Origin of the sequence: uncultured Aliivibrio sp., from assembly GCF_946479765.1 — a bacterium.
In the GTDB taxonomy this organism is placed as follows: domain Bacteria; phylum Pseudomonadota; class Gammaproteobacteria; order Enterobacterales; family Vibrionaceae; genus Aliivibrio.
Map to the genome: position 1 here is coordinate 1 of NZ_CAMLHO010000081.1, position 8095 is coordinate 8095.

Sequence of the window (8095 nt, forward strand, 5' to 3'; positions counted from 1 at the left end):
AAAGCAAACCAATGCCACAGAAAAGCCACATCTAAAGTAGAGTAGGTAACTTACATCATTACACTTTTATTAAGGTATAGAGATTGTAAGATAAGTGATGGTTGCTCTTAAAGAAGTGCTGAAATTTCAATTAATTTACTAATAAAGCTCACAGTTTTGTATTTTATTTGATATAAATGGGTTCAAAATTTAAGGCATTAGAGTGTGAAATGGTTAAATATGATGTAAGTGGATTTGATATTCAAATTACAGCGGAGCCATCAGGCATCCAAGTAGTGCATGCCGAGTTGGATCTTCAATCGACGACGGGTGATAACGTTGAAACTGTGAAGAAATATCACTTATGTAGTGATACGCAAGTGGATACGGTTCAAGATATCATGACGATTATTAATACAAACTCAACAAGTACTAACCAAGTTATGATCCGTGAGTTTGAAGGACGTAGTCATGTGACCTTTATGTTTGATGATACCCCAATGCAATTTACTGGAATTGAACTTTAATACTATTAACCACTTCAAGGTGGTTTTTTATATCTAGTATCTAAACAAATAAAAGCCAGCGTAATTTGCTGGCTTTTATTGGATTAATTAAGATTTAATAAACATTTTTCGTTGGTAGCTTACGAAGCGTTTCGTAGTGCTGCCCTACCATATTTGTGTAGTCACCTGACAAGTAAGACTTAACCATACTGTGTGTCAAAGTCCAAGCAAATTTCTCAGGATCTATTGCTGTGGTATAACCATTATATAAAGCAAAACTTGCCGCCAGTAATTGAGGGTCTAGACCTGCATTAACATAAGCCAGTGTATAGTCGATAATAACCGTCACGCTGTTTTTAGTGTGAGCTTTACCACCATTATAGGTAACCATATCTGTCTCAACGTCATAAACGACACCGTTTTGAGCTAATACACCATCAACTACTTTTGCAAATGTTAACCCGGCTTCACCTGATGCAATTTGTGCTTTGTATGAATTTACAATCAGCTCAATAAATGGTGCATCTAACGCTAGAATTGGTGTATGGAAATTGGATTGGAATCCTGCAACTGGTTCCCATGCAGATAGAATTAAATCCAAAGTCTCGGCTGATGTTTTGTCTAACGCAAGCTTTGCATTGTATCCTTCGCTTGTAAATAGCTTAGATGCGATACGATTTGCGAGAACATTATCTTTGGTAATTTTATAGTTAATGCCTTCTAAAGAAATAGTAAGCGAATTATTATTTAGTAAACCGTAGCGGTCTAATTGCTTTGTTAAACTATTCCTTTGTTTTTGAGCGGTTTCAGCAAACGTAAAGTCTCTTGTTTGCATCTGTTCTGTACCCATAGATAAGATCATGGTTGACATATCAGTACGAGCATAATTATTCAAGTTATAAAAGTGTAAAATACCTCGTGGTAGCGGTGGTAATGACTCAACAAGTTGAGTTACGTGCAGATTAACATCAATGGTTGCTTCATAAGTGACACCTGTACTGTTAACAAACTCTACAGCATTAACCAATGGTTCTTTGGCAACTAGATGTGCCATTATTGCATCGTATTCAGCTTTTACTCCTGGTAAATCTAGCAATGACGCAAAAGCAGCTTCATCGGTGTAACGTAAAGAATAGCGACGAGCTAATTGATAGCTTGCTAGTCCTTTATCTGGCCACATACCCAAAACTGAAACTGCATTTGAGTATGGATTTGCAGGGTCAAATGAACCAACTGAGTTTAAAAATTTTGAGTTAATTGATTTTGCATGTATTTCTGTCGCACCGTGTAAAGACTCTATAATTGGCTTTGCGACGTCATCAAAACAATCAGCGCGAGTAATATCATAGTCACTTGGGATTTTATAGCTTTGAGCACTCAATGTCTCTCCAAGCGAGATACTACGCGTAACGCCTGCACGATCTGTAATAATACACTGAGATTCTGGTGTTCTTAGTACATCTAAAAAGAACTCTGAAGCTTTGTTAGCACCATAAGCATAATCACATAACCATGAATTTCCAGCAGTAAGCTCCCTGTCTGGTGAATCAATACAGAGACTTGGATTAGCCGCTATTCGTTGTAGGAATTCTGTCGGTTTATCTGAAGCCGATGCGTCGCCATAGTCATGGAATAATGTATCAATACGTTCATTATCTTCAATCATGTCTCGAACCGTATTCATTTCACGGAATCGACGAATAATGTATGAAGGATAATCAGAATTGAACGTTCCATCGCGGTATAACCCAGCATTTCTTGAATCATAACTATCGAGATATTGTTGCCATTGATACGTGGCAATTTCTTGAAGGTTAGTCCCTTCATCAAAACGGTTACAATCACTGTTTAGAGAAACATTACCGTCTGTACAGAATGCATAGGCTTTACGCGAGAAACCAAGTATGTCATCAAGATAATAGAGTACACCGTGCTCTGCTCGAGGGTCACCATTTAATGCCGCAGTATCTAAACGGGAGAAATCACACGTATAGTTTGATTGGCCCGTTGGTTGGCCTGAATCACTAAGAATAGGAGATTGTTCAGTACATACCATTAAAGCGTTATTATCAGTGGTTGCACCGTATTTATTATAAAATGAATCAGCATATTCTAATTCACCACCTTCGGCTGAACGTTGCTCATTAGTTATTGGTGACGCTTCAATAAGGTCTAGTTTACGTCCATAGGCAAATTTAAACGCAGCTAAGTCGTATAGTCCCCATGTAGGGATCTCATCTAACATACTTGGTGCGTAATCCATTGTTGAACTGTATGCAGGCACATTACTTAACCCAAGTAGTTTAGATTGTTCTTTTGATAAGTAGTTATCAATGTCATTAGAGCCTTTGAAGTTATGACGTAAACCTACATTATGGCCAATCTCATGGACCAGTGTATTTGCATATGTCGTTACCGTAATAGCATCAGCTGCGATTGTTTTTAGATTTTCAGGTAAATCTGACCAAGCTTTTAATGTGTTCGTTACGATGCCAGATTCACTATCAGTAACGGCATTAAAATAGCCTTCGTCAGTTAGAGGTAGGTTATCGATAACGGCTTTACTTGAAGAGGATACCCAAGACGCTTCAATAGGGTAAACATTGTTTTCGCTCCAAAATGCGATGCGCTCTTCTTCTGCTTGAACAATCTTTTCTAGGTCCATGTCATCATGGACTTCCCCAAGCGTTGCAGGAGATAATTTATTTGTAATGCTTTGCTGAGCTAAAAATTGAATGATGTTTTGTTCATTTAAAGAGGTTGTAGCATGATCATGAGCGGCATGATTTATTTCTAAATTTGATGCAACCTGTTTATTTTTTTGTAATTCGATGCGAGAAGCAACCGTAGGTGTTTCCTCTACAGAGTCGAGACCATTTAACTCTAGTTGACCACGATTATATAAACGCGCCATGTTATCCCAATAATAAGGCACTCCTCTTCTAGCAACTCCTGAATATTGGTTTACATGAGCTTTAATTATTTCACCAGTTACAGGATTGGCAATTGACGGACCGTAGCCTAATAAACCATTATCGAGTGGTTCATCAACAAGGTTTATCACGTTATAACGTAAATCACCTGCGTGAATTCCCATACCTTCAGTTTTATTTACTATCTCAATCATGGGTTTATCTGAGTTTGACTCAAGTAAGCGCAGAGTGTCATTCATTTTATTGACGGTTGTAATTGTGGAATCTAAGAAGATTTTATTTTTTTCTTCAAAAAAGTTATCCGATAAATAATACTTGATTGTGTCTTTGTTTGGGTTAAAACGATTTAAGTAAGTAACAGAGTCGTACTTATTAGTTATAGGATCTTTTTTCTTCGTTGTTGTAGTAAAGAAGCCAATGTCATTTTCATCATTAACAGGGTATAGAACAGGTTGATAATCTTTCGACGCTAAGTGACTCTCATGAACTAAAGAGTAGAAAAAACGGGCTTTAAATGAGCCTTTTGCTAACTCTTCTTCCATCGCTGACCAATCCATATAACGAGAAAGTTTGGAAAAGTTGATTTTAAACGTCTGTTCAAGCTCAAAGTTTAACACGCCTTTTTTCGGGTCAAATTCCCATGAAATGACTTCAGGAGAGCCTTGAGGTGTTAAGCCATCTTTGGTTCCATATAACTCATCCCAGTTAAGATCACTAACAAGGGTTGATTCAGGATCTGGCGTAAAGTGTGTGTTATTTCTAAAAGTGGTATTGCCAAGGTTTGGGTTTGGATCTGTTTCTTCAATATTAGTACAATCGCCATAGCTGTCTTCACGACATTGGTATTTTGCATAGCTACCAGGAATGGTCATGACGTGAGGGAAGTTTACTTGGTCATCCGACCCAATATTGTTTGGGTCTTGTGGTAGACAGAAACCATTTTTATCTTTTGGTAAGATAAGATCAGGATTATTATTATCATAACCACGAACTTCTAAGCCTTCATCAGAAAAACAAAGTTCAACATATCTCCCCATTCCTTGTAAAAATGGGAATTGAGTTACCGCAAAGCGAGGTGCTGCACCAGTGGTGGGAGCATAAAACCAGCGACCTTCAACACGAAGGTCTTGAACTTGAACTTCGGTTTGATCTTTATCAAGCGTATCGTATTCTTGCTCTTCTGGAGCACAACCTGTAAGGGCTACCGCTATTGCGGCGGTGAAAGAAAGTTTTTTATAATTCATACATTAACATCCTGTTTTGTTATTGTTCTTCCTTAAAATGAATAGGTCATTCCAAGTGAGTAAGTTGCTTTGGCTTCATCAAAAATGTTAAAGCTACCTAAAGTGCCTTGTGCTGCATCCGTGTATACGCCTGAAGAAGCAAAGGTTAAAGAAATTGATAAATCCTCTAATAACTTATAGCCAGTCCCTAAACTGCCACCATAGCTATATCCATCAGCCCATTGTCCGTTGTAGTTAATTGACGTTCCTCCCAGTGCTGATGCAAAGAAAAAAGCATCACCATAAGAATAATTTGCAGCGAGAAGTAATGATAATCCCCAAGAGAGATTCACTGTTCCAGAAGAAGAGGTCGTATATTGATGAAAGTTTTTACGTATTCTTGGTGCAACAGTCATATCAATATCTAGCAGTGTAAATGAGAGAGGGGTTTGAACTCTAAAAGCCGTATTTAAATGGTTATCCTGTGAAAACTCAGACGTCGGGATAGTAAATTGACCGCTAAGACCTACTTTACCTGTCTCTCCAAAGGTTAGTAATGAGGCTCGGGATAGCCCAATAACGGTATCTGTTGAATAGAATCCTTCGGCGTTTTGTAAAGTACGGTAACCGCCAGAATTGCTATAAAGAGAGTAGTTATCTCAAAAGCTTAGGTAAAGTGACCCATGAAATGATAGGGCTTTACTGGAGCGATAATCGGATTCTTGAAAAAAATTACTGTCATATCCAAGAGAGAGAGAACCGCCCCATGAGGTATTTGAACTGTCAGTAATGTTTTCATTGTTTGTGTTACTTGTCTCTTCAGCTAATGCAGGGTGAACTAGTACGAGAGAGCATCCAATGAAGCTAGAGAGTACTGACATCTTTATTACTTTTTTCTGCATAGATGACTTCCATGTTAAATGATGCTCTTCACTGAGCAAAAACTGACGAAGTTATTATAATTAGTCCCGTCATAAAGTTGACGGTGCAACATATTTGTAACCTTTGACGGCGGTAAGCTGCAATAATTACTAATGCTATAAATAATATGGTTTAAATTTTGAGCCTATAAACGTCAAAAAATGAAACTCAACTGGTAATTATTGGAAAGATAACGTAGTGTTAATTTTATTCGTTAAATAACAGCAAGGAAGTAGTTATGGGTTTTTGTGCGAGTTTATTACTTAATGCATTACGAGTTAAATTAAAAGAAAATGATCTTACTTATAATGAATTATCATTAAAAGTAAATGTACCTATATCAACATTGAAACGTCATTTTCATAGTAATTCTATTGGTATTGATAAGTTGATGGAATATGCGACCGTATTGAATACCAACATTGAAGAATTGTCTCAAATTGCTCGAGATATTCATAATCGAGAAGAAGGAACAAGAACGGAAGTTCTCGATGAGATTTTTTTCATCATCCTTATTTGTATGATTTTTTTTACGAAATTCATGTAAAAGGCCGCTCGATTAGTGAGGTAGCTAAAGAAGGTGAGTTGACAGAGCAAAGTGTTTATATTTATTTGAGATCATTAGAAATTATGGGCCTTATTGAACTTCGTTCAAATGGTGAGCCTTGTTTTTTAACGCTCCCATATTACACTTTTTTTGAAGGGTCAAAACTCGATAAACTCTTTGCTGAAAAGTTGAGATTAGAAGTATTATCACAAGAAAAAAGACCTGAAGTTGGAATGTCTCGTGTGTGCTTAACACAAGAGCAAACGGATCAGATTTCAGAAATGGTTTATGAAAAGGTTCAACATTTTCATTTCCAGAATAAAGAATCAAAAGAAAGTGAATCAATAAGGAAAAATATATTACTAAATGTAACTAATGGTAATTATATTCACCTATCTAATGGTCTAGTAAATATAGAATCTACTTTATTAAAAGAGTTATATGAAACTGTTAATTGTGATGGTGTTAAATAAAATAAGCATAATATAAATATATTGTTCGATTAACTTTAAAATTTTAGGTGTTGTGAATTGTAATATTTCCTGATTGTTTCTTGTATGCGTTCATTGTGTTTTATTTTTGTGGTGGTTGAATTCCATTTTTTTCATTATTTGATAAAATTCAGAAGTAACCATCACTTTTCACTTAAATTTTATTCTAAATCTATTATACTAATCTCAGTATCATTGTTAATAAGGTTGAGTGATGAAAACTGTTCCAAGCCCTAAATTCACATGGAACCTCTTGTCTCCAAAATATTGGTTTTTGTGGGTTTTTTTTGCTGTACTGGCAATTTTAGTTAATGTGCTTCCCTTCTTTATACTTAAACCGATCGGTAGTGGTATCGGAAGTGTATTTCAATTATTTTTAAAGAAACGAGGAGACATAGCTCGAAAGAACTTAACTCTTAGTTTTCCTCATTATTCGCGTTTAGAAATTGACAAGATTGTTCATGAAAACTTTAAAAACACAGGTTTAGCTATTATCGAGATGGGGATGGCGTGGTTTTGGCCTGATTGGCGAGTTAAGCGTCATATCTCTATCATAGGCAAAGAGAAAATCTTAAAACAAGAAGAAGATGGAAGAGGGGTGTTAGTTATTTGCTGTCACTTTTTAAACTTAGAAATGACCGCTCGTATCTTCAGCCTTTTTGCTCCAGGGTATGGGGTTTATCGTGCTAACAGTAATCCTGTGTTTGAGTTTATTCAGCATCGAGGCCGTACTCGTAAAGGGCATCAGATGATTGATCGACACGATGTAAAAAGCATGATTAAAGTACTTAAATCTGGCAATCGTCTTTGGTATTTACCTGATCATGATTATGGTAAGAAAAACGCCGTGTTTGTGCCCTTTTTTGCGGTAAAAGATGCAGCAACGACAACGGGCTCTAGTTTTTTAATTGATATGACAAAGTGTGCAGTGATGTCTGGAAGTAGTATCCGAAAAGACAATCATTATACATTAGAGGTAGGGGATGATTTAAGTGGTGACATTCCTCGTCGAGATGCTGTCACTGCCGCTAAGGTTCTGAATCATGAGATTGAGCGATTAATTAAGAAAGGATTATCACAATGGATGTGGTTACATAAACGCTTTAAAACGCTACCTGATGGCGCATTAGAAAGTGATCGCTATAAAAACGTAAATCTTAATGACTAGATTTGATAATTAAGATTTATGAGTAACAACTGAAAAAGCCTCGTTTAGATCTTAATTAGATACAAACGAGGCTTTATTCTTTAGGGACTTAATTCTACTAAGTAGTGATTAAGTCCTTTTTTATGGATTAAGCTAAAAGCTCTTTTGCTGTTTTCACTGCGTTTTCAGTAGTGAAACCAAACATTTTGAATAGTTCTTCAGCCGGAGCTGATTCACCAAACGTTGTCATACCGATGATCTTGCCATCGAAACCAACGTACTTGTACCAGAAATCAGCAATACCGGCTTCAATAGCAACACGTTTTGTTACTGCTGATGGAAGTACTG

General features: G+C 36.6%; 7 protein-coding genes and 1 pseudogene. 4 read left to right on the forward strand and 4 right to left on the reverse strand.

What is annotated here, in order from left to right; genetic code table 11:
- Window positions 1–176 precede the first annotated feature (176 nt).
- Window positions 177–506 carry a hypothetical protein gene (locus Q1K78_RS16425; protein WP_300181383.1) on the forward strand — a complete coding sequence of 110 codons (330 nt, stop codon included), beginning with the start codon at window positions 177–179 and terminating at the stop codon, window positions 504–506.
- Window positions 507–600: 94 nt separating this feature from the next.
- Here Q1K78_RS16425 and Q1K78_RS16430 read toward each other — a convergent pair whose 3' ends face one another.
- The 3 genes from Q1K78_RS16430 to Q1K78_RS16440 form a co-directional block, all read right to left on the reverse strand.
- Window positions 601–4662, reverse strand: coding sequence for a zinc-dependent metalloprotease (locus Q1K78_RS16430; RefSeq protein ID WP_300181386.1), 4062 nt, complete (start codon window positions 4660–4662; stop codon window positions 601–603).
- A gap of 32 nt (window positions 4663–4694) precedes the next feature.
- Window positions 4695–5057, reverse strand: coding sequence for a hypothetical protein (locus Q1K78_RS16435; protein WP_300181389.1), 363 nt, complete (start codon window positions 5055–5057; stop codon window positions 4695–4697).
- Window positions 5058–5300: 243 nt separating this feature from the next.
- Window positions 5301–5543: a hypothetical protein gene (locus Q1K78_RS16440; protein WP_300181392.1), complete on the reverse strand. Its 243-nt coding sequence runs from the start codon at window positions 5541–5543 to the stop codon at window positions 5301–5303.
- Window positions 5544–5800: 257 nt separating this feature from the next.
- Between Q1K78_RS16440 and Q1K78_RS16445 the strand changes: the two genes are divergently transcribed.
- The 3 genes from Q1K78_RS16445 to lpxL all read left to right on the forward strand — a co-directional run bounded on the left by Q1K78_RS16445 (window position 5801) and on the right by lpxL (window position 7768).
- Window positions 5801–6109, forward strand: coding sequence for a helix-turn-helix transcriptional regulator (locus Q1K78_RS16445; RefSeq protein ID WP_300181395.1), 309 nt, complete (start codon window positions 5801–5803; stop codon window positions 6107–6109).
- Window positions 6110–6147: 38 nt separating this feature from the next.
- The gene (locus Q1K78_RS16450; RefSeq protein ID WP_300181398.1) at window positions 6148–6582 is read left to right on the forward strand and encodes a transcriptional regulator; all 435 of its coding nucleotides are present in this window, start codon (window positions 6148–6150) and stop codon (window positions 6580–6582) included.
- A 232-nt stretch (window positions 6583–6814) separates the two neighbouring features.
- Window positions 6815–7768, forward strand: a complete 954-nt coding sequence (gene lpxL / locus Q1K78_RS16455; RefSeq protein ID WP_300181401.1) for an LpxL/LpxP family Kdo(2)-lipid IV(A) lauroyl/palmitoleoyl acyltransferase — start codon at window positions 6815–6817, stop codon at window positions 7766–7768.
- A gap of 127 nt (window positions 7769–7895) precedes the next feature.
- Here the strand turns inward: lpxL and Q1K78_RS16460 are convergent.
- Window positions 7896–8095, reverse strand: a pseudogene (locus Q1K78_RS16460) (transketolase); the annotation flags it as partial.